General features: G+C 68.0%; 22 protein-coding genes. 17 read left to right on the top strand and 5 right to left on the bottom strand.

Features of this window, described 5'->3' with window-relative positions; translation table 11 throughout:
- Positions 1–168: 168 nt before the first annotated feature.
- On the bottom strand, positions 169–1,902 hold the full coding sequence (gene ilvD / locus ACAH01_RS14060; protein ID WP_372479620.1) for a dihydroxy-acid dehydratase: 1,734 nt from the start codon (positions 1,900–1,902) through the stop codon (positions 169–171).
- Positions 1,903–2,009: 107 nt separating this feature from the next.
- On the opposite strand from ilvD, the gene ACAH01_RS14055 reads away from it, so the two are divergent.
- The 4 genes from ACAH01_RS14055 (at position 2,010) to ACAH01_RS14040 (ending at position 5,535) form a co-directional block, all read left to right on the top strand.
- Positions 2,010–2,990: a beta-ribofuranosylaminobenzene 5'-phosphate synthase family protein gene (locus tag ACAH01_RS14055; protein ID WP_170093483.1), complete on the top strand. Its 981-nt coding sequence runs from the start codon at positions 2,010–2,012 to the stop codon at positions 2,988–2,990.
- Between the two features lie 69 nt (positions 2,991–3,059).
- The gene (locus tag ACAH01_RS14050; RefSeq protein WP_170093484.1) at positions 3,060–3,899 is read left to right on the top strand and encodes an HTR-like protein; all 840 of its coding nucleotides are present in this window, start codon (positions 3,060–3,062) and stop codon (positions 3,897–3,899) included.
- Positions 3,900–3,988: 89 nt separating this feature from the next.
- Positions 3,989–4,987: a ribbon-helix-helix protein, CopG family gene (locus ACAH01_RS14045; protein WP_372479619.1), complete on the top strand. Its 999-nt coding sequence runs from the start codon at positions 3,989–3,991 to the stop codon at positions 4,985–4,987.
- Complete coding sequence (locus ACAH01_RS14040; protein WP_153552486.1) at positions 4,984–5,535, top strand: hypothetical protein; 552 nt, start codon at positions 4,984–4,986, stop codon at positions 5,533–5,535. The genes ACAH01_RS14045 and ACAH01_RS14040 overlap by 4 nt, the downstream gene beginning before the upstream one ends.
- Positions 5,536–5,599: 64 nt before the next feature.
- Here the strand turns inward: ACAH01_RS14040 and ACAH01_RS14035 are convergent, their stop codons facing one another.
- Positions 5,600–6,520 carry a thiamine-phosphate synthase family protein gene (locus ACAH01_RS14035; protein ID WP_170093487.1) on the bottom strand — a complete coding sequence of 307 codons (921 nt, stop codon included), beginning with the start codon at positions 6,518–6,520 and terminating at the stop codon, positions 5,600–5,602.
- 101 nt (positions 6,521–6,621) lie between these two features.
- Between ACAH01_RS14035 and tenA the strand changes: the two genes are divergently transcribed.
- The 6 genes from tenA (at position 6,622) to ACAH01_RS14005 (ending at position 11,724) form a co-directional block, all read left to right on the top strand.
- Positions 6,622–7,287: a thiaminase II gene (gene tenA / locus ACAH01_RS14030; RefSeq protein ID WP_372479618.1), complete on the top strand. Its 666-nt coding sequence runs from the start codon at positions 6,622–6,624 to the stop codon at positions 7,285–7,287.
- Positions 7,284–8,024, top strand: coding sequence for a TenA family protein (locus ACAH01_RS14025; protein ID WP_372479617.1), 741 nt, complete (start codon positions 7,284–7,286; stop codon positions 8,022–8,024). Before tenA ends, ACAH01_RS14025 begins: the two co-directional genes overlap by 4 nt.
- Complete coding sequence (locus ACAH01_RS14020; RefSeq protein ID WP_372479616.1) at positions 8,018–9,550, top strand: sodium:proline symporter; 1,533 nt, start codon at positions 8,018–8,020, stop codon at positions 9,548–9,550. Before ACAH01_RS14025 ends, ACAH01_RS14020 begins: the two co-directional genes overlap by 7 nt.
- Positions 9,550–9,675 (top strand): hypothetical protein, encoded by a 126-nt coding sequence (locus tag ACAH01_RS14015; RefSeq protein WP_277347270.1) that lies wholly within the window; start codon positions 9,550–9,552, stop codon positions 9,673–9,675. Before ACAH01_RS14020 ends, ACAH01_RS14015 begins: the two co-directional genes overlap by 1 nt.
- 175 nt (positions 9,676–9,850) lie before the next feature.
- Positions 9,851–11,173, top strand: a complete 1,323-nt coding sequence (locus ACAH01_RS14010; protein ID WP_170093491.1) for an NRAMP family divalent metal transporter — start codon at positions 9,851–9,853, stop codon at positions 11,171–11,173.
- Entirely contained in the window at positions 11,173–11,724 is a 552-nt protein-coding gene (locus tag ACAH01_RS14005) for a hypothetical protein (protein ID WP_372479615.1), read from the top strand. The genes ACAH01_RS14010 and ACAH01_RS14005 overlap by 1 nt, the downstream gene beginning before the upstream one ends.
- 42 nt (positions 11,725–11,766) lie before the next feature.
- On the opposite strand, the gene ACAH01_RS14000 is transcribed toward ACAH01_RS14005, so the two are convergent.
- The gene (locus ACAH01_RS14000) at positions 11,767–12,495 is read right to left on the bottom strand and encodes a hypothetical protein (protein WP_372479614.1); all 729 of its coding nucleotides are present in this window, start codon (positions 12,493–12,495) and stop codon (positions 11,767–11,769) included.
- 92 nt (positions 12,496–12,587) lie between these two features.
- On the opposite strand from ACAH01_RS14000, the gene ACAH01_RS13995 reads away from it, so the two are divergent.
- The 3 genes from ACAH01_RS13995 to ACAH01_RS13985 all read left to right on the top strand — a co-directional run bounded on the left by ACAH01_RS13995 (position 12,588) and on the right by ACAH01_RS13985 (position 15,286).
- Positions 12,588–12,911 (top strand): transcription factor S, encoded by a 324-nt coding sequence (locus ACAH01_RS13995; RefSeq protein WP_372479613.1) that lies wholly within the window; start codon positions 12,588–12,590, stop codon positions 12,909–12,911.
- A gap of 149 nt (positions 12,912–13,060) precedes the next feature.
- Positions 13,061–14,713, top strand: a complete 1,653-nt coding sequence (locus tag ACAH01_RS13990) for a histidine kinase N-terminal 7TM domain-containing protein (RefSeq protein ID WP_372479612.1) — start codon at positions 13,061–13,063, stop codon at positions 14,711–14,713.
- A gap of 39 nt (positions 14,714–14,752) precedes the next feature.
- A complete protein-coding gene (locus ACAH01_RS13985) occupies positions 14,753–15,286 on the top strand; it encodes a YkgJ family cysteine cluster protein (protein ID WP_372479611.1) in 534 nt (177 codons plus the stop codon).
- Positions 15,287–15,454: 168 nt separating this feature from the next.
- On the opposite strand, the gene ACAH01_RS13980 is transcribed toward ACAH01_RS13985, so the two are convergent.
- Entirely contained in the window at positions 15,455–16,324 is an 870-nt protein-coding gene (locus tag ACAH01_RS13980) for a ZIP family metal transporter (protein WP_372479610.1), read from the bottom strand.
- Between the two features lie 129 nt (positions 16,325–16,453).
- Between ACAH01_RS13980 and ACAH01_RS13975 the strand changes: the two genes are divergently transcribed.
- Genes ACAH01_RS13975 through ACAH01_RS13960 form a run of 4 tightly spaced genes read left to right on the top strand, consistent with a single transcriptional unit; the run spans position 16,454 to position 20,072 of the window.
- A complete protein-coding gene (locus ACAH01_RS13975; protein ID WP_372479609.1) occupies positions 16,454–17,956 on the top strand; it encodes a phytoene desaturase family protein in 1,503 nt (500 codons plus the stop codon).
- Positions 17,957–17,981: 25 nt separating this feature from the next.
- A complete protein-coding gene (locus ACAH01_RS13970; protein WP_372479608.1) occupies positions 17,982–18,872 on the top strand; it encodes a prenyltransferase in 891 nt (296 codons plus the stop codon).
- Positions 18,865–19,716: a bisanhydrobacterioruberin hydratase gene (cruF, locus tag ACAH01_RS13965; protein WP_170093502.1), complete on the top strand. Its 852-nt coding sequence runs from the start codon at positions 18,865–18,867 to the stop codon at positions 19,714–19,716. Before ACAH01_RS13970 ends, cruF begins: the two co-directional genes overlap by 8 nt.
- Entirely contained in the window at positions 19,713–20,072 is a 360-nt protein-coding gene (locus tag ACAH01_RS13960) for a hypothetical protein (RefSeq protein WP_372479607.1), read from the top strand. The genes cruF and ACAH01_RS13960 overlap by 4 nt, the downstream gene beginning before the upstream one ends.
- 130 nt (positions 20,073–20,202) lie before the next feature.
- Here the strand turns inward: ACAH01_RS13960 and ACAH01_RS13955 are convergent, their stop codons facing one another.
- Positions 20,203–21,069: a DUF58 domain-containing protein gene (locus tag ACAH01_RS13955; protein WP_372479606.1), complete on the bottom strand. Its 867-nt coding sequence runs from the start codon at positions 21,067–21,069 to the stop codon at positions 20,203–20,205.
- Positions 21,070–21,092 lie beyond the last annotated feature (23 nt).

Below are 21,092 nucleotides of genomic sequence, written 5' to 3'. Positions count from 1 at the left end.
CTCGCAGAACGTGGACCTCGGCCTATACTTGTTGTGTAGCAATCACTTGTGCGCACGAATCGATCTCGGCCGCATCGACGGGACCACTTATACTACCGGCTGTCACTGTTTTGAGATATTTGCGACCCCGTGGTCGCGACATTCTTCACAGACTTACAACCGTCCGTATCAGTCCCACTTCGCGCCGGGGTTCGTCACCGCACCGTTGGCCGCCGATCCGAAGTCAGAGTGGTACTTCGCCAGCACGCCGCTGTCGTAGTTGGGTTCGGGGTCGTGGTCTTCGAGGCGGGCCTCGATCTCCTCGTCGGTCAGGTCGACCGAGAGTTCGGTGTTGTCGATGTCGATGGTGACGGTGTCGCCGTCCTCCAGTGCGGCGATGGGGCCGCCGACGAACGCCTCGGGAGCGACGTGGCCGATCGAGAAGCCACGGGTCGCACCCGAGAAGCGGCCGTCGGTAAAGAGCGCCACGTCCTCGGCGTGGCCCTGGCCGGCGACGGCGCTCGTGACGCCAAGCATCTCGCGCATGCCGGGGCCGCCCTGTGGCCCCTCGTTGCGGATGCAGATCACGTCGCCAGACTCGACGTGGCCCTCCTGGACGTACTTCATCGCCCCCTCTTCGGCCTCGAAGACCCGGACCGGGCCCTCGTGGGTGAGGTGGTCCTCGCCGGTGATCTTGATGACAGCGCCGTCGGGCGCGAGATTGCCCGAGAGGATCCGGATCGCACCGCGCTCGTGGATCGGATCGTCGACGGTTTCGAGGAAGTCGACGTCGAGGTCCGCGATCGCGGGCGGGTCGATCTGCGCCAGTTCCTCGCCGATCGTGTTGCCGGTGACGGTCTGTGCGTCGCCGTGGAGCAGGCCGGCGTCGAGCAGTTCGCCGAGGACCACGGGGACGCCGCCGACCTCGTGGAGGTCGTTCATCACGCGCTCGCCGCCGGGCTGGAGGTCGGCGATCTTGGGCGTGCGGGCGCTGATCTCGTTGAACGTCTCGATGTCCAGCTCGATGCCCGCTTCGGCCGCGAGCGCGAGCACGTGGAGCACGGCGTTGGTCGAGCCGCCGACGGCGACCTGCAGGGCGATCGCGTTCTCGAAGGACTCGCGGGTGAGGAACTCGGAGGGACGGCGACGCTCCTGGACGGCCTCGACGGCGAGTTCGCCGGCCCGACGGGCCTCCTCGTAGCGGGACTCGTGTTCGGCCGGCGGCGAGGCCGAGCCAAGCGGCGCGAACCCGAGCGTCTCGGAGATCGACGCCATCGTGTTGGCGGTGAACATCCCGCCACAGGAGCCAGCGCCGGGGCAGGCCTGCCGTTCCATCTCGTCGAGTTCGTCCTCGCTCATGTCGCCGTCGGCGACGGCACCGACGCCCTCGAAGACGTTCTGGATGGTGATCTCGCGGCCGTCGTGTTCACCGGGCATGATCGAGCCGCCGTAGAGGAAGACGCTGGGCAGGTCCGTCCGGATCGAGGCCATCATCATGCCGGGCATGTTCTTGTCACAGCCCCCGATGGTGACCAGACCGTCCATGCGCTCGCCGAAGGAGACGAGTTCGACGGAGTCGGCGATCACTTCCCGGGAGATCAGCGACGCCTTCATCCCCTCGGTCCCCATCGAGATGGCGTCCGAAATCGTGATCGTGCCGAACTCGATGGGCATCCCCTCGGTCTCGTCGATGCCCTCGTAGGCGGCCTCGGCGACGTCGTCCAGGTGGACGTTACAGGGCGTGATGTCGGCCGCCGGGTTGGCGACGCCGATCATCGGCGAGGACAGGTCTTCGTCGTCGTACCCCATCGCGCGGAACATCGCGCGGTGCGGGGCTCGATCGGTCCCCTCCGTGACCTCCGAACTCCGGAGGTCCGGATCCTTCCCCTCGTCTGCGTCGGGCTCTCGCTCCTGCTTGCTCATGCTCCCGAGTCGTCGTCGGGGGACCTTAAGCGCACGGACTACTGTGTTCGTTCTTCTCACGCGCTCCGGAGCCCCACCTTCATTTCGCGGGAGCCGAAAGGGGCGGTATGGTCACGGTGACGACGGCGGCGCGACTCCACTTCGGCTTCCAGAACCTCGCGCTGGCCAACGAACGGTTGTACGGCGGGGTGGGGGTCGCCCTCGACGCACCCCAACTCGTCCTCGACGCCCAGCCCGCCGACGAGATCGACTGCGACGACGGCGAGGCCGAATCGTACGTCCGGCGAGCGGTCGCGACGCTTGGCGTCGAAGGGGCTCGCGTCTCGGTCCGCGAGCGGTTGCCACGCCACGTCGGCTTCGGCAGCGGGACACAGCTCGCGCTGGCGGCAGCCGTCGCCGTCGCGCGGGCCCACGAGATGGAGGTCGACCCCCGCGAGCTCGCCCCCGACCTCGGCCGCGGGGGGCGCAGCGGCGTCGGCGTCGCGGCCTTCGAGGACGGCGGATTCGTCGTCGACGGCGGCCACCCGACGGAGCGCTTTACCTCCGAGCCGCCCGCCAACGGCGACTGGACGGTCCCGCCGGTGATCGCACGCCACGAGCTCCCCGACGACTGGCGGTTCGTACTGGTCGTGCCCGACGCGGAGCCGGGAGCCAGCGGGGCCGAGGAGGACCGCCACATGCGCCAGGCCGTCGAGCGGGCCGATCCCGGTATCGCCGACGACGTGGCCGCGACGCTGACCCGGACGCTCCTGCCGGCCGCCGCGGAGGGTGACCACCGGCGGTTCGGGACCGCCGCAGCCCGAGTCGGACGGCTCAACGGAGCCTGGTACGCCGACGAACAGGGAGGGGTCTACCGCCCGCCGGCCGGCCGGATCGTCGAGCGACTGGCCCAGCAGCCGACCATCGCCGGTGCCGGCCAGTCCTCGTGGGGACCGGCGGTGTGGGGGCTGACGACGCGTGGCGACGTGGAGGCAGCCAGGACGGGCGTCGAGATGGCCCTGAGCGACCTCTCGGTCGACGCCGACGTACTGGTCGCCAGCCCACGCAACGAGGGCGCGACGGTCGAGGACGGGCCGACGCTGGGCTGACGCCCTCGGATAATCGTTCGCGATAACTGCGGCCGAAGCGTTAAGCGACGCCACGGGTCACTGGGCGGTATGGACCGCATCCCGTTCGGCGTTCGCCAGCTCGACACCACCATCAAGGGGGGTGCTCCGAGGGGCAGCGTCGTCCTGGTCTCGGGCGAGTCCGGTGCCGGATCGCGGGAGTTCATGTACACGAGCGCGCTCATCAACGGGCTCGCGGCCGGCGACAGCGACGAGCTGTACGACCTCTACTACGGGTCGCCCACGGCCGACGCCGTCGATCCCGACGGCGTCCACTACATCTCGTTTACCGCTTCGAAGGAGGATCTGGTCGACGAGATGCGCCTGGCGATGGACGACGAGATCGTCGAGAACGGCGCAGATGCCATCCAGTTTCACGAGCTGACAGAGCGGTACTTCCACGTCAGTCCGGTGCCCCGCGACTGGTACGCCGACGCCACCGAGAGCATCACCGATCTGCGCAAGCGTCACGAGCGCCAGGGGCTGCTAGAGGCACTGGGAAGCAAGCTCAGCGAGATCGCGCCGAACAACCTCGTCGTCATCGACTCGCTGTCCGATCTCGTCGGGGCGATCGGCGACGACATGGAGTGGTCGGACATCAGCTACCTCGTCCAGGGGCTCACCAAGGCCGCGAACCACTGGAACGGACTCATTCTGGTCCACCTGAACCACGAGACAGTGTCCTCGACGCGGTACGCCCAGCTGACCGACGCGACGACCGGTGCGATGCGCTTCGAGTGGGAGTCCGGCGGCTCGACGCGGGCACGGACGCTCGTCGTCTCGCAGTTCCGGGGCGTCCTCTCGCAGATCGAAGACGAGAACATCGTCCGTTTCGAGACCGAGATCGGCGACAGCGGCTTCGACATCAGTGACGTGCGCAAGATCCGGTAGCGACGGCGGCCAGCGGGTGTCGTATCCGCCTATCAGCGCCTGAAATCGGCGGCAAACGCTTAACTGTCTGGTTCCGAAACCGGTCCACAATGGCGAGTGAGTCGCGTGAAGAGCAGTCTGTCTCGGTCGATCTCTCCGACGAGCTCGACGAGTGGCTCGACCAGCAAGCCGAGCGCACCGACACGGAGCGGTCGGCGATCGTCAGACAGCTCCTGGAGACCTATCACGCGACAGAGACGCTCGACGAGACGGCCATCGAGGAGATTCAGGCCACCGTCGAGGAGACCGTCACCGCCGAGGCGACGAAGGCGACGCGGGCGATGGTCGCCGACCGACTGGAGTCCGAGCTTCCGGCCCAGATCGAGGCGGAACTCGACGAGCGCGTCGAGCGAGCGGTCGAGTCGACCCTCGACGATCGACTGGCAGCGGCCGTCGAGCGGGCGATCGGGGACGAACTGCCCACCATCGCCGACGCCGTCGAGAGCCGACTCGACGAACAGCGCTCGACGACGATCGACGAGGTCGGGGCACAGGTCCAGCAACTCGACGCGGAGTTTCAGGAGAAGCTCGACGACGTCCGCCAGCGGGTCGTCCAGGTGAAAAAAGAGGCCGACGCCAAGGCACCGGCCGAGCACACCCACGAGGCCTTCGAGCGGTTCGACGAACTCGACGGCGAGATCGAGACGGTGGAGACCGATCTGGGGGCCGTTCGGGACGACCTCGAAGACCTCGACGGGCGCGTCGACGAGACCGACGAACGCCTCGACGACGTGGTCGAACGCCTCGACGACGCCGAAGACAAGCTCAAGCGGGTGGCGTGGGTCGTCAGCGACCTTCGCGACGAGACACAGGGGAAAGACAGCCACGAGCGGGCCGTCGCCCGGATCAAACGCGCCGCCGCGCAGGAGGGGCTCACGACGGCCCGCTGTGAGAACTGCAGCGAGTCGGTCGAGATCGCACTGCTGACCGACCCGGAGTGTCCCCACTGTCACGCTGCGGTCTCGGACGTGCGCCCCGAGGGCGGGATCTTCAGGACGAAAGCGCGGCTCGTGACGGCGTCGGAGCTGGAGGCCGGTGACGAGACGTGAGCGACGACGATCCCTTCGAACGGCTCGACGATATCGAGCGGGAGGGCGATCCCTTCGAGCGGTTGGACGACGAAGCCACGGCCGGCGACTCCGACGACTCCGGGGACGAGCCCGGCGATTCCGCTGGCGCGCGCGAGAGCAGTGACGAATCCACGCCGGCAGACGATCCCTTCGCCGCGTTCGACCGCGACGACGCGGCGACGGCCGACCGGGAGGACCCGGCGGTCGATCCGTTCGCGGACGTGCCCGACCGCGACGGCGACCCCTTCGGCGACGGCGAGAGTGCCTTCGAGCAGGTCGACGTGGGCGAGATCGACGCCGACGCCGTCTGGGAGTCGATCGACGAGGATGGAGCGCCCGAGGTGCCCGAAGCGAGCCGATACGCCGAGGTGTCGAAACACGCCTACTGCGAGCAGTGTCCGTTCTTCTCCGAACCACCGGAGGCCCACTGCACCCACGAGACCGCCGAGATCATCGAGTACCTCGACATGGACCGGGTCCGGCTACTCGACTGCCCGGTCGTCGCCGAGCGCGAAGACCTGGAGTGAGGCTGGACCCCCGCAGCGATCGCCGGTGTCGGTGGTGGTTCACAGAGGGGCGGCCACGGCCTATCTACGCGGCGTCGGTGACCAGCTCGACGGCCAGCTGTGCCGCCGACTCGGCGGTCTCGCCGAGCACGTACGTGATCGGCTCGATCCCGAACGCTCCCTCGTGGTAGACGACCCGTGGCACGTCGCCCTGTCGCTCGAACTGTTCGCGGAGCCGCTCGGCGCGGTCGTCGTAGTCGGCGTCGAACTGTAACGGCTCGATGCCGCGTTCGCGAGCGGCCGAAAGCAGCGCGTCGTCGGTCGCGAGGTTGAGTGCCCCTCCGATCGACGGATCGACGGCCCGAGCCGCGAGGATCACCGTCGAGACGTTGCTCGAGGCACCGAACTCCGGTTCGGAGGGGACCTCGACCCGGCCCCGCATCGCGTGGATGCGGCCCGGAATCGCCGCCACGTCGGTCAGGTCAGTCGCCTCGGGGAGTGCCGTCCCGACGTTCGTGCCGACGTTGGGGATCGCCGCCGCCATCCCGTCGGCCGTCGACAGGAGCCGGGCGGCTCGCCGGACGGTCGCCAGCGTCTCGCGTTCGGTCGCCAGTGCGGGATCGTCGCCGCGGACACAGAGGTCACAGCCAAGTCCCTGCAGGGCCGGCATCGCGTCCTCGTGGAGCGTACAGATCGGGCCGCGATCCTCGAACGCGGCGATCAGGTCCAGCAACTCGGCCAGCGCGTCGTAGCCGTCCATCGATCCACTCGCCAGCCCGGCGGCGATCTCCTCGACGGTCGCCTGTGTCCGGGGATCGCCCGCGACTGGTCCCGTTCGGTCGAGGTCGCCGTCTAGATACGTACTCACCGCGGCCTGGGTCACGCCGAGGTGGTCGGCGACGGCCTGCTGTGTCAATCCCTCGTCGGCGAGTTCGCGTGCGAGCATCGTACGGACCTGCGGGAGGACCTCCTCGACGACGATCTCGCTCGGCAAGACCAGCGACATACCCGGGGTTCGATCCACCCCGACAAAAGTCGTGTGGGGTCGCCTGGAATAACTGGCTAATATCGGTAGATTATAAGACCGCGAACCGAGGAGACATACGCATGACGGGGACCGACGAACTGGCGACGATCGGCGAGCCGATCTGGGAGGCGATCCTCGACCACCCGATGGTGCGACGACTCGGTGCGGGCACGCTCGACGAGGAGCCGTTTCGCTACTGGGTCCGGCAGGACTATCGCTACCTGATCGACTACGCGCGGGTGTTCGCCCACGGGGCGGCGACGGCACCGACCCTCGACCGGATGGGCACCTTCGCGGAACTGCTCGACGAGACGATCAACACAGAGATGGATCTCCACCGGGCGTACGCCGCCGAGTTCGGCATCAGCGAGGCGGAACTCGAAGCGACCGAACCGTCGCCGACGACCCGGGCCTACACCGACTTTCTCGTTCGGACGGCCGCGACGGGCACCTTCGGGGACCTCGTCGCCGCACTGCTACCCTGTATGTGGGGGTTCAACGTCACCGGCAAACGACTGGCCCAGCGGGGGCGGCCCGACGACGAGCGCTACGCCGAGTGGATCGACACCTACGCGGGCGAGGAGTTCACCGAACTGACAGAGTGGTGCAAAGAGTGCATGGACGACGTGTGGGCACGGGCCGGCGAGCGCGAGCGCGACCGCTACCGCGACCTGTTCCGAACGTCGGCCCGGTTCGAGTACCGCTTCTGGGACGCCGCCTGGCGACAGGAGGGGTGGGACGTATGAGCGACACCGTCCCCGAGGACTTCGCCGTCTATGCCGACGAACGGGACGCGGCTCGTTTCACGGACTGGTGCCGCCAGCGGGCCGAGCCCGACTGGACCGCCGCCGTCGAGCATCCCTTCACGGCGCGGCTCCGCGACGGAACCATCGAGGACGCGGCCGTCCGGCGCTATCTCGTCCAGGACTACGCCTTCCTCGATTCGCTGGTGGGCGCGATCGGGCACGCGCTGGGCGACGCGCCGTCGATGGCGGCCAAGCGTCGACTCGCCGACTTCCTCGGGACGCTGACCGACGAGGAGAACGACTACTTCGAGCGCTCGTTCGACGCACTCGACGTGTCCGAAGGCGAGCGCACCGATCCCGACCTGACCCCGACTACGCGGGCCTTCCAGGACCTGCTGGGCCGGGCGGCCCGCGAGGGCGGCTACGCGGAGACGCTGGCCGTCCTCGTCCCCGCAGAGTGGATCTATCGCGAGTGGGCCGGCCGCGAGAACGCCGCTCCGGACCGGTTCTACCTCGCCGAGTGGATCGCTCTCCACGACAATCCCGCGTTCGACGAGACCGTCGCGTGGCTGCGGCGCGAACTGGATCGAGCGGGAGCGGCGGCCCCACCGGCCCGCCAGGGGCGACTCGCCCGGCTGTTCGAGCGGACCGTCGAACTGGAGGTGGCCTTCTTCGACGCGGCGATGGCCGACGAGCGACCGGCAGCGGTGACGGACGGCGGTGATCGGCAGTGGTGACGACGACGCTCGCGCTCGGGCTGACCGTCGCGACGCTGGTCTGCTTTACCGCCGTCGGCCTGTGGTTCTCCCGCGGATCGGTCGGGAGCGTCGAGGACTTGCTGACCGCCCGCGGCTCGGCCGGCCGCGGCCGCATGACTGCGACGCTGGTCGCCTCCGTGATGGGCGTCTGGATCCTGCTGTCGGCACCGGAAGCGGGCGCGAGCTTCGGGATCGCCGCCGTCGTCGGCTACGCCATCGGCGAGGCCGTCCCGATGCTGGCCTACGCGAAGATCGGGCCGCGGCTCCGAGCGCTCGTCCCCGACGGCCACTCGCTGACCGAGTACGCCCACGCCCGCTACGGCTCGGCGATGTACGCGTTCGTTCTGCTGGTGAGCGGACTCTACATGTTCGTGTTCGTGGCAGCCGAACTCACGGGCATCGCCAGCGCACTCTCGCTGGTGGCCGGCGTCCCGCAGTGGCAGACCGCAGTGCTGGTCGGCGGGTTCGTCCTGCTGTACACGAGCTACGGCGGACTCCGGGCCTCGATCCTGACCGACACCGTGCAGGCCCTGCTGGTGCTCCCGCTGCTGGTGCTCGCGCTGGGCGGTGCGGTGTGGGCGCTGGGCGGAGCGGGGACGATCCACGCCAACGTCGTCGCGACGAACCCGTCGCTGCTCGATCCGGGCTACGTCCCCGGCCTCACCTTCGGACTCGCGCTGTCGTTCGCTATCTTCGGGGCGGAACTCATCAATCAGACCTGGTGGCAGCGGATCTACGCGGCCGAAGACGACGCCACCGTCGGTCACAGCTTCAAGATCGCCAGTCTCACAAACGGTGCGATCATCTTCCTCGCGGCCCTGTTCGGTCTGGTCGCGGCCGGCAACGCCGACGTGGTGACGGACGTGACCAGCTCCGGGTACAACGCCGACGTGGCCTTCTTCGTCCTCTTGGAGTCGGCCTTCCCCGAGTGGCTCGTGCTCGCGGTCGTCCTGCTCGCGCTGTTGCTCGTGATGAGTTCGGTCGACTCGCTGTTCAACGCGCTGGCGAGCGTGGTCACCGCGGACCTGCCTCGCCTGCTCGACGATCCGGACGACCGGACGCTGCGGCTGGGTGCCCGCCTGCTCACTGTCGGCGTGGCCGTCGGAGCCGTCTACGTCAGCCTGCGAGCCCGGAGCGTCCTCCGACTCTTCTTCCTCGCCGACCTGCTGGGTGCCGCCGTCGCGGTGCCGCTGGTCTATGGCCTGTTCTCCGAGCGACTCACGGGGTTCGGCGCGCTGGCCAGTAGCCTCGGCGGTCTCGCGGTCGGGCTGACCTTCTTCCCCGACTTCAGCGGACTCGTCCGTTCGATCCCGGTCGTGGGCGGTCTCCTGCCGGCCCCCGACCCACTGTACCTGCTGGCCTTCGGCGGCGCGGTCGTCGTCTCGTCGCTCCTGACGGTCGTCGCCGCCCGGCTGTCGGCCCCGACGTACGACCACGACCGGCTGGGCGAGGAGATCAGATCACTCGACGACGCCGCGGGGGAACGCCCGGAGGTGGGTGACTGATGGCCGTCATCGGTGCGACGGCCTTCGCCGTCATCCTGTGGGGGGCACTCCTCGCCGTCGCTGCCGTGTTCTGCTACGAGTGTTACACCGTCGCGGCCGAGGTCGGGCTGCTAGCCCGGGACTGATACCGCCGGCTGTCACTGTTGCAAGCGATCCGCGACCACGGGGTCGCGAAATTATTCACAGATTTACAGCCGGCAGTACGTGACGGCGTATCGTCGCCGTCCGGCCGACCGTACACCACTCGATGGTACAACTGGGTTCAGCAGACTTTTACGTCGGTACGTGTAGGTGGTGGCAATGAGCAACGAGACGACCGAACTGTCGGGATTCGGGCGTGGGACAGTCCGTTCGTACATCGACGAGATGGGTCCGGCCTGGGTCGCCGGTGCGATCGCCGCCGGCCCGGCGACGATGGGGAGCCTGCTGTCGGCGGGGGCCGGCTTCGGCTACACGCTGCTGTGGGTCGTGATCGTCTCTGCGGGGGCGGGCGCGCTCTCGCAGTTCCTGGCGATGCGACTGGGCCTGCTGACCGAGCGTGGCATCGTCGCCGTCGTCGAGGACGCGCTCGGTGAGAGCTGGGCGTGGCTGCTCGTGGCCGACGCGGTACTGGCCTCCGGTGTCGCACAGCTGGTGATCATGAAGACCGTCGCCGGGGTTTCGGCGACGATGACCGGGATCGACGCCGGCATCTGGGGCGTAATCTGGGGGCTCGTCCTCGCCGTCGGACTGGCCGGGCGGGGCTATCGCTTCCTCGAACTCGCTGCGAAGGTGCTGGTGTCGCTGGTGGTCCTGGCCTTCGTCGCCTCGCTGTTCGTCGTCCCGATCGACGCCGGTGCGGCCGCGGCCGGACTCGTTCCGTCCCTGCCCGCCGGAAGCGCGGTGATGGCGGCCGGCATCGTCGGCGGGGCCGTCCACATCACGCTCATCACGATGCACTCCTACACGATGCGGGCCCGCGGGTGGACCGAGCGAGACGGCGACCTGGCGACGTTCGACATCGGCGCGTCGATGCTGCTCGTCTTCGGGCTGTACAGCCTGGCGATCTTCCTGGTCGCCGCGAGCGTCCTCACGTCGACGGATCTGACGACGATCGGCGCGGCACAGGCGCTCGGTCCGATCGCGGGGGACAGCGCCCAGTGGCTCTTCCTCGTCGGCCTGGCCGGCGCGGCCGTCTCGACGCTCGGCGCGAACACGATCGTCCCGCCCTTCCTGATCGCCGACAAGTTCGACTGGGACACCGACGTGAGCGACGCCCGCTACCGGGCGCTGCTGGTCGCTGTCGCGCTGCTGTCGATCCCCGGCGCTTTCATCCCCGGCAACGTGCTCGGACAGCTGGTGTTGATCCTGGCGGTCGGCACGCTCGGGACGCCCTTCGCGATCGCGATCGTCCTCTACCTGCTCAACACCGACACGGTCTCGCGACAGAACTCGACGGCGACCAACCTCGGCGGCGTCGCGCTGCTTGCCGTCACCGGCGTGCTCGCGGCGAACTTCGTCCGCGAACAGGTGGCTGCCGGCGTCGGCCCGCTCTCCGGGTTCGTCGTGGCGTTCGGCGCGGCGATCGCGCTGGCGACGCTCGTCCTCGGGGGCAAGTACGTCCGCGAGGAACTGCTGGCCTGATGGCAGTCGAGACCGGGCGGACCCTGATCGTCGGACCCGCCAACGTCGGCAAGACGACGGCGACCGGGGAGCTGCTGGAGCAGTGGTGTTCTGAGCACGGCACAGACGGCGTCGTCGCACTCGATTTCGCCCCCGAGGTCGAACGCGACGGCCGGATTCTGGGCGGTCGCCTCGACCGCGTGACGGCGCTTCCGGCGGCGGTCGACTACCGCCCTCTCGACGCACACGCACCGCGCTCGGAGGGGGCCGACGACGAGGCGGCGCTGGCGCTGGCCCGGGACAACGCCGACCGCGCCAGAGCGCTGCTCGCGGACGCTCCCGACGATCCGGCGGCGGTGTTCGTCAACGACGCCACCATCCCGTTCCAGGCCGACGGCGACATCGGACCGCTGTGTGAGTACTGCGAGACGGCCCAGCTGGTCGTCGCCAACGCCTTCGAGAGCGACGAACTCGGCACCGACGATCCCGTGTCGAGACGCGAACGGACCGCACTGGCGGCACTGCGCGAGTGGGCCGATCGGATCGTGACACTGGACGAACCACGCGGGTGAGAGCCTCATCGGGACGGCGCTCTCCCGTCCAGCTGCGCCCGGTCAGTCCTCTTCGCCGGGCGTTTCGAGGACGAACTCCCACTCGTCGCCGATGTTCGGGTAGTGGGCTGCGAACTCGACGATCTTTTCGCGCCCCTCGCCGACGAACACCGTCTTCTCGTCGAACGTCGTCCGTTCCGCTGCTCTCGACTGGAGGCGTACGGTGACCTCTCCCGGGGACCCGTCGTTCCGTATCCGGACGGTTCGGGTCGCGATGTCGGCCGTGAAGTAGTAGCCGTCGGCGTCGCTGGGTGGCTCGCCGGTCACTTCGACCGTCCGGCGTTCGTCGGCGTCGAAGAACACGGTCTTCTGTCGGTGCTCGCGGAAGCCGGCGGCGATACGCTCGAGTCGCGAGTCGGGTATCTCGTCTTCGTCCGCCGACGTTCCCTCCGGGAGCCACCACATCGTCACCCGGATGTCCCCCGCGACGCCGGTGTTCTGGAGCGTGAGTTCGAAGGTGTCGGCACCAGACGCGTCCGGGACGTGGTCAGACGAGACGATGCGGGGTTCGGTGTGGTCGACGGCGACGATCTCCATCGACGCGTCCCTCTCATCGGAGACCGTCCCGAGGTCGTCCATGTCGATCCCCTCGACGGGCGTCTCGGTCGCCGTCTCCGTCTGTGCGGCTTCTGCGGCGTCGTCGCCCACCTTCGCACCCGTCTTTGCCAGCTTCGAACAGCCAGCCAAGGCGGAGAGACCGAGCGTCGCGACGAGCGACCGTCTGGTTACCATGTGCGCTCCTCATTTTCGATCGCAAAAAGCACCGGGGTCACGGCACCGAATACGAGTCTATATCCGTTCGAAGCGAGAACTGAGGCGGTACAATGCAGTTCTGCGACGACTGCGGTTCGATGATGCACGCGGACGGCGACGAGATGGTCTGCAAGTCCTGTGGCAGTCGCGTCCAGAAGGACGCCGACCGGGCCGCCGAGTTCGTGAGCACCGCCGCACAGAGCGACGACGACGTGATCGAGACCGAGGAGGGCGCGAACTTCGAGGGCAAGCCGACTGCCGAGGACGTGACCTGCGCGGACTGTGGCCACGGCAAGGCCTGGTACACGATCAAACAGACCGGCTCGGCCGACGAGCCGCCGACGCGCTTTTTCAAGTGCCAGGACTGTGGGAACCGCTGGCGCGAGTACAACTGATCTGTCGGCTGGCGCTGTTTCGCGGTGCTCCCGACGCGACGGATCGCGGCGACACACGTCCCAGACGACCACCTCGGCCGGCAGTTATTAGTTCCTGATATTGGGACCGCGGCTATTTATCCGCAAGCAGACTAGCACCGAACGACCGAATGTCAGCACTACTGGGGTTCTCGATGCAGGCTGTCTACGGCGTTTTCTTCCTGGTTGCTGCACTCGCCTGTCTCGGGAGTATCGCCAGAGCGCGGACCGTCGACGATCGAGATACCCGGCACGGACTGATCGGACTGTTGCTCACCTCGGGACTGTGGGCGCTGACGTATCTGGGCATCATCTACAGTCCCACGACGACGCTCAAGGAGGCGTGGTACACCGTCGGCCTCGTCGTCGGCTTCGGGACGGTCTTCGCGTGGCTGTACTTCTGCTCGGCCTACACCGACCGGACCTACCACGAGAGCCGGTCGACGCAACTCGTCGGGCTCGGGCTGTACGCCTTCGTCGTGGGGATCAAACTCACCAATCCCCTCCACGAACGGTACTTCACGGCTCGAATCGTGCAGGAGCCGTTCACGCATCTCGCGATCCAGCACGGGACGGTCCACTGGCTGGCGACCGGGCTGGCGTACGTCCTCGCGGCCGTCGGCCTGTTCATGCTGTTCGAGGCCTTCGCCAACGCGGGGTACGACACGCGGTCGCTGGGCGGGCTGACCGCGCTGACGGCGCTGCCGATCGCGCTGGATCTGGTGGCCTTCGAGTCGACGGCGCTGATCGACATCATCTACGCGCCCCTGGGGGTCGCCGCCTTCGCCGTCGGCGTGTTGTTCGTCGCTCGCGACCGGTTCCTCGCGGTCCAGTTGACCGGCAACATCCCCGAGCCGGTCGTCTTCCTCGACGAGGACGACCGGATCAGAGAGTACAACGATGCCGCGGCCCGGCTCTTTCCGACGCTGTCGGGGACGCGCGGTCAGTCGGTCACGGCGGCGCTTCCGATGGATCAGGACCTCTCGGGCCAGGAGATCGTCGCCGTCGAGGGCGAGGAGACGCAGTACTTTCTGGTCAACGCGAGTCCGCTGACCAGCGTCCAGTCGAACATCTGCCGGATGCTCGTGTTCGTCGACGTGACCAGACTGGAGCGCCAGCGCCAGGAGCTCGAACGCCACAACGAACAGCTGGAGGACTTCTCTGCGGGCATCAGACACGAACTGCTCAACTCGCTGCAGGTCGTCGGCGGCCAGGTCTCGGCGGCGGGTACGGCACTGGAAGCGGGCAACGTCGGACAGGCTCGCGAGACGCTGTCGACGGTCTCGCGGCGCGCCCGCGAGATGGAGACCGTCGTCGACGGACTGTCGACGCTGGCTCGCCACGGCCAGACTGTCGACGAACTGGAACCGATCCGTCTGGACGACGTCGTCGCCGACGCTCGCAACGCGGCCCAGCAGGCGGAGGTCGCTGTCGACGTTCCGCCAGCGACGACCATCGAGGCCGATCGCACGCGGCTCCACGAACTGTTCGTCAGCATCTTCCAGTTCCTCTCGCACAACGGCGGCACGGACGTCCGCGTCGCGATCCGACCGGACGGGTTCGCCGTCGAGACCGACTGGGTCCCGCCCGAGGAACTGGCCGACGACGAGCTGTTCGAGTACTCGGGTGGGTTGACCGACACGAAGACCGGGCTCACGCTGCCGAAAGTGCGAACGCTGGTGCGAGTCCAGGGCTGGGAGGTGGCCCTGGAGCGGACGGGCGAGGGCTCGCGGATCGTCGTGTCCGGGGCGCGCGTCCGCGAGGGCGTGCCCCCATCGTCCTGAGCCGTCGCCCTTTTGCTCGCCGGCCGCCAAGAGCTGGCAGTGTCGACCCAGCCCACGACAGTCGAGGTCTACCCCGGCAAGGAGGCCGTGATCGACTTCGACCCCGCGCTGACCTTCGAGTGCGTCGAGGAGTGTACGTGGTGCTGTCACCACGGGGTCCTCCTGTACGAGAAGGACCTCATGGAGCTGGCCGCCCGGGAGAACCTCAACGAGTCGACGACCCAGTTCCGCGGGCAGGACTTCGTCCGCCAGGAGCACAAAGACCGCGAGGACCACGTCGACGAACAGGGCCAGGCCTGCTTTTTCCTGCGCGAGGACGGGCTCTGTGCGCTGCACGACGAACACGACTGGAAGCCCGCCCGCTGTTCGGTGTTCCCGCTCCACGTCACCGTCGAGGAGGGTGACGCGACCGCCCGCGAGGGCGGGGACATGCACGTCTCGATCCGCGACACCGCCCACGAGCACTGCGAGGGGCTGAACGTCTCCGAGCGCCGGGTGATCGAGCACCTCGACGGATTCTTACCGGAGTTGCTCTGGGAGCTGGACGACCCCGAGACCTACCGGGAGCTGTGAACGTGTGCTTCTCATACTGCCGGCTGTCACTTCGTGAAGAGCTTCGCCACCGCGGGGTGGCGAAATCGTTCACAGATGTACAGCCGGTCGTATCAGCGGCGGGAGTGGCGCGGTCGCTGTGACTGTCGCAGTGACCGACGCCCGTAACGGTGAATCGGCGGGCGACGGTTAGACCAGTCCCCACGCGGCCACGACCGCGACGACGCCGACGATCGTCGAGGCGACGGCGTGGGTCCGGAGTTCGTCCAGCAGGTGGTGTGCGCCTTCCTGTAGCTGGACGACCTCGTCGATCTCGCTGCCGGCCTCGCACTTCGGGAGGAAGTCCATCGCGATGTGGAGGAAGATTCCGGCGGCGAAGCCGAAGACGATCGCCTTGACTGCCGGTGCGTCCGGAACGGACAGCAGTGCCATGGGGATCGCCGTCAGTCCGACGCCCGCCGCGGGGAGCAACAGCGCCGTCGTCGACTTGTCGGCGCGGGCGAGTCGCCGGGCGGCGGCGTAGCCGGCGGGGCCTTTGTGGGAGACGATCGCGAGCCCGAGCAGGTAGCCGGGGTCGGGCATCGAGGCGTAGACGAGGCCGATGATCAGGCCGGCCGACAGCGCGTGAGCCGTGATCTCCAGGGTGGTCACGTCGAAGGAGGTCTCGACGTGGGTCAGCCGGTGACTGATCGTGTGCGAGCTGTAGCCGACGGCGATGCCGGCGGCGACGCCGATCCCGCCCAGCCGTGCGGAGCCGGCCCCTTGTCCCAGCCCCATCGCCTGGGGGAGCAGGAACATCGCGGCGCTCGTGACCATCGCACCGCTGGCCAGTCCGTACCCCCAGACGAGGCGGTAGGCGTTGGTGGTGTCACTTCGACCGCCGAACCACGCGCCGACGGCCATCGCCGCGAACGCGACCCACGCGATGACCAGGACCTTCTCCGCGTCCAGCGCGACAGCCAGGGGCGAGAGCACCACCAGCGCGACGACGCCCGCGATGCCGGGAAGCGAGAATCGATCCCCGATCGTTGTGAACTCTGACGCTTCGTTTGCAGCCATGTTAATAACACAAATACCTTCGTTAATAACTCCGTCGGTCACCGGTCGACCGGTGGTCCCGGCTCGCCGACCCAAGCCCCTACAGGTTTGGGCCGCAATTTAACACCGACGCCGTCTTTCGTTCGCGTAATGAGTGATCTGTCCGGTGACGAGATCGTCGTGGTCGGTGGCGGCGTCGGCGGGCTCTCTGCCGCCTGTTTCCTCGCCGACGCCGGTGCCGACGTGACACTGCTCGAAAAGAACGAACAGCTGGGCGGGCGTGCCAGCCGACTGGAGGCCGAGGGCTTCCGGTTCGACATGGGGCCGTCGTGGTACCTGATGCCCGACGTGTTCGAGCGCTTCTTCGCCCACTTCGACCGCGAGCCCGGCGACTACTACGATCTCGAACGGCTCGATCCACACTACCGCATCTTCTTCAAGGACGGTGACCAGCTCGACGTCAACGGCGACCTCGAGGCCATGCGGTCGAAGTTCGAGGCGTACGAACCCGGCGCGGCCGAGGCCTTCGACGACTACCTCGCGACCAGTCAGGAGCACTACGAGACGGCGATGGAGGACTTCGTCTACACGGATCGGCCGCGCCTGCGAGACTGGGTCGACCCGAGCGTCATGCGGGCTGCCCCGATCGGGCTCTCCCTGATCGGGTCGATGCATGGCCACGTCTCGGACTACTTCGAGCACCCCAAACTCAAGCAGATCGTCCAGTACACGCTGGTCTTCCTCGGTGGCTCGCCGAAGAACACGCCGGCGCTGTACAACATCATGAGCCACGTCGACTTCAACCTCGGCGTCTACTACCCCGTCGGCGACGACGGCGAGGGCGGGATCGGCGTCGTGGTCGACGCCTTCGTCGAACTGGGCCGCGAACTCGGCGTCGAGTACGTCACCGACAGCGAGGTCGACGAGATCACGAAGCGACGCGACAGCTTCCACGTCGAGACGGTCGACGGCGACGTGTATCGGCCCGACGAGACCGTCGTCAACGCCGACTACGGTCACGCCGAGCGCGAACTCCTGCCCGACCACGAGAGCCAGTACGAGGACGACTACTGGGACGACCGGACGCTGGCCCCGTCTGCCTACCTCATGTATCTGGGCGTCGAGGGCGACGTGGAACCGCTCGAACACCACACGCTCGTGTTCCCGACGGACTGGTCGGACCACTTCGACGCGATCTTCGACCGCCCGCGCTGGCCCGACGATCCCGCCTACTACCTGTGTGTCCCCTCGAAGACCGACGACACCGTTGCACCCGAGGGTCACTCGAACCTCTTCGTGCTGGTGCCGATCGCCCCGGACCTCCACGACGGCGACGAGATCCGGGCCGAGTACCGCGAGCAGATCCTCGCCGACATCGCCGAGAACACCGGCGTCGACCTCCGGGACCGGATCGTCTTCGAGGAGGGCTTTGCCGTCTCCGATTTCGCCGACCGGTACAACGCGACCGAGGGGACGGCACTCGGACTCGCACACACGCTGCGTCAGACCTCGCTGTTGCGCCCGCCGATCCGTTCGTCGGCCGTCGACGGGCTGTACTTCACCGGCTCTTTCACTCGACCCGGCGTCGGCGTCCCGATGTGTCTGATCAGCGGTGAACACACGGCCAACGAACTGATCGAGGACCAGCGCTAAGAGGGCTCACCGATTGAGTGCCACCATGAGCGCCGCTCTCAGCGACCGGCTGGCGACCCTGCTCCCCTCCGAGGAGTCGCGCCTGGGATATCTCCTCTGGCTCTCGCGGCCGCGCTTCTGGCTCTACCTCGCGGGGCCGGTCATCATCGGCGTGACCTACGCCGCCGACTCCTCTGCCCAGTTGTTCGCACCGATCGCCGTCGCGCTGTTCGCGTACTTTCTGGTCCCCGCGAACGTCTTCCTCTACGGCGTCAACGACGCCTTCGACGCCGACGTCGACGAGTACAACCCGAAGAAAGACGACGAGGAGGGCAAAGAGGTGCGCTTCCAGCGCGATCCGGTCGTCCTCGCGGCCATCGCGCTGTCGGGTCTGGCCGCGCTGGCGTTCGTCCCCTTCCTGCCGACCGTCGCGCTGGTCGTCTTCGCCGCGTGGGCCGTCCTCTCGGTCGAGTACAGCGCCCCGCCGGCACGCTTCAAGACGACGCCGCTGCTCGACTCGCTGTCGAACGGGCTGTACATCCTGCCGGCGGTGATCGCCTACACCACGATCGAGGGCGCGCTGCCGCCGACGCTCGCGGTCGTCGGCGCGTGGCTCTGGTCGATGGGGATGCACACCTTCTCCGCGATCCCCGACATCGAACCCGACCGGGAGGCCGGGATCCGGACGACCGCGACGTGGCTCGGCCAGCGCCGCACCTACTACTACTGTGGTGCCTGCTGGGTCGCCGCGGCGGCCACGTTCGGTCTCGTCCACCCGGTCTTTGGCGTGTTGCTCGGGCTCTACCCCGTCCTGATCTTCGGGATCACGCTGGCCGGCGTCGACGTGCATCGAGCCTACTGGTGGTACCCCGCGATCAACACGCTGGTGGGCATGTCGTTCACGCTCGTCGGTCTGTGGGTGATGTTGCATGGATGACCTGCTGGCGACGCCGACCCGCGAGCGGGCGCTGGACCGCCTCGACGAGCTGGTGCTGGAGAATCGCTTCACGATCGCCGTCGTCTTCCCGGTCACCGGGGCGATCTTGCTGACCGCCAGCGCGCTCCGGCCGCCGTGGCTGCCCGATGTGCTCGTCTTTCATCCCCTGTTGATCCTGCTGGGGACGCTGGTCATGCGGCTCCCGCTGGGGGCCGGACTCGCGCCCCTCGTCGACCGCAGGGCGGGACTCGCGCTCGTGTCGCTGACGGCCTACGCCTACGCGATCGAGTTCGTCGGTATCGCGACCGGCTGGCCCTACGGCGAGTTCGCCTACGGCGTCTCGCTGGGTCCCATGCTGGCCGGCGAGGTGCCCCTGGGACTGCCGATCTTCTTCGTCCCGCTGGTGGTCAACAGCTACCTGCTGTGTACGCTGTTGCTCGGACAGCGAGCGACGAACCCGTGGCTCCGCCTGCCGGCCGTGATCGCGACCGTGCTGGCGATCGATCTGGTGCTCGACCCCGGCGCGGTCGCGCTCGGCTTCTGGGAGTACGGCGGCGGGAGCTACTACGGCGTGCCCCGCTCGAACTACGAGGGGTGGATCCTCTCGGCGACGGTGGCGGTCCTGCTGCTCGACTGGGGGTTCGACTGGCAGACGCTGGGCGAGCGACTACGCTCCTGCGTGTTCATGCTCGACGACATGGTGAGCTTCGTCATCCTCTGGGGGGCCATCAACGCCGTCTTCGGCAACTGGCTCCCGGTGGGGATCGCCGCCGTGCTGGGGCTGGGGCTGGTCGTGACCGACCGCTTCGACGTGCCGACTCGACCGAGGTGGCTGGGATCGTGAGCGACGCCTTCCCAGCACCCGAGACACTGACCGTCCTCGGCGTCGCCGCCGTCGTCGTCGGTGCGCTCCTCCCCTGGGAGGTCACCGCCGCGGGGACGACGGTCGGTCTCGGAGCCAACGGCTTCGTCGCGGTGCTCGCGGCCTTCGCCGTCCTGGCGACGGTCGCCGTTATGCGCGGTTCGGCGACCGCCGGCCGGGTGGCACTCGCGGGTGGACTGGTCGCGACGCTGGTCGCGGGCCACTGGATCGCTCTCGTGGCCGGACTCGACGGGGCCGGACTCGGGGTCGTCGTGTCGCTCCTCGGCGGCGTCGTGATCGCCGTCGGTGGCGGGCTCCGCCTCGTCCGTGGCGACTGACACCGTCGACACGCGTCCACACACGTGATACTGCCGGCTGTCACTTCGTGAAGAGCTTCGCCACCCCGGGGTGGCGAAATCGTTCACAGATGTACAGCCGGTAGTATGAGTCGACGCGACCGCTCTCTGGCTACTGTAGCCACACGCTCGCGAACGAGTCGAAGTACTCCTCGCCTGTCTCGACCAACACGTGGTCCCCACCCAGTGCCGTGACGCGGTTCGATACCGAGTCGACGTGGGCGTCGAGACGCGACCGGTAGGTCTCGGCGAGCGAGCCGCTGAAGTACGACCGACGCGTCTCGTCGCTCTCGGGGTCGGCAAACAGCACGTCACCGACGACGCCCGGGTCCCGTTCTTCCGGGGCGACGACGCGGACCAGTAGCACGTCGGCGTCGTTGCGTGCGAGTGCGGCGATACCGGCTTCCAGCTCCTCGGGCTCGGTCAGACAGTCGCTGAACACGACGACGAGCGACCGCGAGCGGATGCGCTCGGCGTAGGCCGCGAGCGACGACTCGAACGCGGCTCGCCCGGCGAGCGTCGACTCGTTCAACTGGTCGATGAGAGAGAGGAGCTCCCCCCGGTTCGACTGGCCGGTGTCGATACGGTCCACCCGGTCACGGAACGTACAGAACTGGAAGTCGTTGTTCTCTGCCGCGGTCAGGTAGGCGAACCCGAGCGCGAGCTTGGCGGCGTACTCGAACTTGTGGCTCGACGCTTCCCCGTAGTCCATCGACGCGCTCGTGTCGACGAGCAGGTGGACGGTCAGGCTCCGCTCTTCCTCGTACTGTTTGATGAAGTACTCCTCGGTCCGGGCGAACAGCTTCCAGTCGATCCGTCGCGTGTCGTCCCCCGGCGAGTAGCGGCGGTAATCGCTGAAGGTGAGGCCGTCACCGACCCGCGGCGACTGCTGGTCGCCCTGTCGAATCGAGGTCGTCTGGCGGTTCAGCGCGGCGGTGAACTGTCCGAGTTCGTCCAGAAAGTCCGGTTCGATCGTCACAGTTCGTCCTCCCGAAGTAGCTG

This window comes from Halomicrobium sp. HM KBTZ05 (assembly GCF_041530035.1).
In the GTDB taxonomy this organism is placed as follows: domain Archaea; phylum Halobacteriota; class Halobacteria; order Halobacteriales; family Haloarculaceae; genus Halomicrobium.
The sequence above is the reverse complement of the archived record's forward strand: the minus strand, read 5'-3'. Positions and strand labels throughout refer to the sequence as shown.

Excerpts from the sequence above, each read along its gene's own strand:
- ACAH01_RS14025 (WP_372479617.1), top strand. The coding sequence starts at position 7,284 with ATGAGCGACACCGTCCCCGAGGACTTCGCCGTCTATGCCGACGAACGG.
- ACAH01_RS14050 (WP_170093484.1), top strand. The coding sequence starts at position 3,060 with ATGGACCGCATCCCGTTCGGCGTTCGCCAGCTCGACACCACCATCAAG.
- ACAH01_RS13995 (WP_372479613.1), top strand. The coding sequence starts at position 12,588 with ATGCAGTTCTGCGACGACTGCGGTTCGATGATGCACGCGGACGGCGAC.
- ACAH01_RS13975 (WP_372479609.1), top strand. The coding sequence starts at position 16,454 with ATGAGTGATCTGTCCGGTGACGAGATCGTCGTGGTCGGTGGCGGCGTC.
- ACAH01_RS14005 (WP_372479615.1), top strand. The coding sequence starts at position 11,173 with ATGGCAGTCGAGACCGGGCGGACCCTGATCGTCGGACCCGCCAACGTC.
- ACAH01_RS14035 (WP_170093487.1), bottom strand. The coding sequence starts at position 6,520 with ATGTCGCTGGTCTTGCCGAGCGAGATCGTCGTCGAGGAGGTCCTCCCG.
- ACAH01_RS13970 (WP_372479608.1), top strand. The coding sequence starts at position 17,982 with ATGAGCGCCGCTCTCAGCGACCGGCTGGCGACCCTGCTCCCCTCCGAG.
- ACAH01_RS13980 (WP_372479610.1), bottom strand. The coding sequence starts at position 16,324 with ATGGCTGCAAACGAAGCGTCAGAGTTCACAACGATCGGGGATCGATTC.
- ACAH01_RS14010 (WP_170093491.1), top strand. The coding sequence starts at position 9,851 with ATGAGCAACGAGACGACCGAACTGTCGGGATTCGGGCGTGGGACAGTC.
- ACAH01_RS13990 (WP_372479612.1), top strand. The coding sequence starts at position 13,061 with ATGTCAGCACTACTGGGGTTCTCGATGCAGGCTGTCTACGGCGTTTTC.
- ACAH01_RS14000 (WP_372479614.1), bottom strand. The coding sequence starts at position 12,495 with ATGGTAACCAGACGGTCGCTCGTCGCGACGCTCGGTCTCTCCGCCTTG.
- tenA (WP_372479618.1), top strand. The coding sequence starts at position 6,622 with ATGACGGGGACCGACGAACTGGCGACGATCGGCGAGCCGATCTGGGAG.
- cruF (WP_170093502.1), top strand. The coding sequence starts at position 18,865 with ATGGATGACCTGCTGGCGACGCCGACCCGCGAGCGGGCGCTGGACCGC.
- ACAH01_RS14055 (WP_170093483.1), top strand. The coding sequence starts at position 2,010 with ATGGTCACGGTGACGACGGCGGCGCGACTCCACTTCGGCTTCCAGAAC.
- ACAH01_RS14045 (WP_372479619.1), top strand. The coding sequence starts at position 3,989 with ATGGCGAGTGAGTCGCGTGAAGAGCAGTCTGTCTCGGTCGATCTCTCC.
- ilvD (WP_372479620.1), bottom strand. The coding sequence starts at position 1,902 with ATGAGCAAGCAGGAGCGAGAGCCCGACGCAGACGAGGGGAAGGATCCG.
- ACAH01_RS14015 (WP_277347270.1), top strand. The coding sequence starts at position 9,550 with ATGGCCGTCATCGGTGCGACGGCCTTCGCCGTCATCCTGTGGGGGGCA.